Genomic DNA, 1,241 nt, shown 5'->3' with positions numbered 1-1,241 from the left:
GTTGTAGTTATAGACATAGAAAAACTTAACACCATAATTAAAGGGTAGCTATCACGATGACTAAGTTTAATAAAATCAGCACAAAAATAAAAATCATAGGCGCTCTATTAATAATTCTAGTTGTCGGTCTTATTGCAACAACCATATATCTGACCCAGCAAAATAGAAAAGATGCTTTAGTAATCAATATAGCAGGCAAGCAAAGAATGTTGACTCAAAAGATATCAAAGTCTATTTTTTACATACAATACAGCCACACTTATGATTTCCAAGAGACCGACAAAGCCAGTGAAGAGTTTATCTATGGATTAAACACTCTTAAAAACGGGGATAAAGCAAGAGGGGTATCGGCTGTCTCCACAAGCGAAATATCCAACCAACTAAAATATATAGAAAAACTATGGAACAGCTTTTACGAGGACGTCAAAGAGTACAAAAAATTTGCAGCTTTGGATGTCAAACAAGAGCAACAGCTGAGCGAAATCATTGACTCCATACATAAAAAGAACACTGCTCTTCTAGAAAACGTGGACATACTTGTAACAATGTACACAAATCATAGTGAGAGTAAAACAGATTTTATAAAAACATTTCAATACTCTGCTGGTCTAATGCTTTTTCTAATTTTTATATACTCATTCTTGCAGCTTAAATCAATTGAGTCTCATGCAGATGCTTTTATGCAGTACTCAAAGATGCTTGCGGACAACGAGGATATATCATGTCTTGCTCCTTTAGAGCTTGAGGCGAAGAGCGAAGGAGAGATTGTAGAGGTTAGCGATGCAATAAACTGCTTCATAAGCAAGATAAACTCTGCGGTTGAATACTCAAACGAAGCACTTTTGCAATCTCAAAAAGCCTCTTCAAAACTGGAAGAACTAACGGATGAATTTGACACTATACTAGGTGAGCTAAAGGACAAATCATTGGCCTGTAAACATCTCCACAACAGTGAGGATATGGTTATTGCATCAACTGAAGAGTTGATAAATTCTACAAAAAAACTTGCAAATCTAAAAAATGAGCTAGATGAACTGCTAAAAAACTGCCAAATAGTTAAATCTTGAGCAGTTGTCGATATTCTAAACAAAATATAATATTAAAAATTCTTCTTAAATTAATCCTATCTTAATTACAAAAACTACTTATTTGACTTAAGTCAAAGATTTTGTTTATTCTAAAGTGGTAATATAGCTCTGTTAATGGACACCTTAACGAAAAATTTAGACGCAGTTTTATCC

At 33.8% G+C, this 1,241-nt stretch carries 1 protein-coding gene; it reads left to right on the top strand.

Annotated features, from left to right (window positions below):
• Window positions 1-56 precede the first annotated feature (56 nt).
• Window positions 57-1,067, top strand: coding sequence for a type IV pili methyl-accepting chemotaxis transducer N-terminal domain-containing protein (locus RQ763_RS11760; protein WP_314153182.1), 1,011 nt, complete (start codon window positions 57-59; stop codon window positions 1,065-1,067).
• The last annotated feature ends 174 nt before the right edge of the window (window positions 1,068-1,241 follow it).

The organism is Sulfurimonas sp. (genome assembly GCF_032250635.1).
Classification (GTDB): Bacteria; Campylobacterota; Campylobacteria; order Campylobacterales; family Sulfurimonadaceae; genus Sulfurimonas.
Note: the sequence above shows the minus strand (reverse complement) of the source record. Positions and strands in the feature narration are given on the sequence as shown.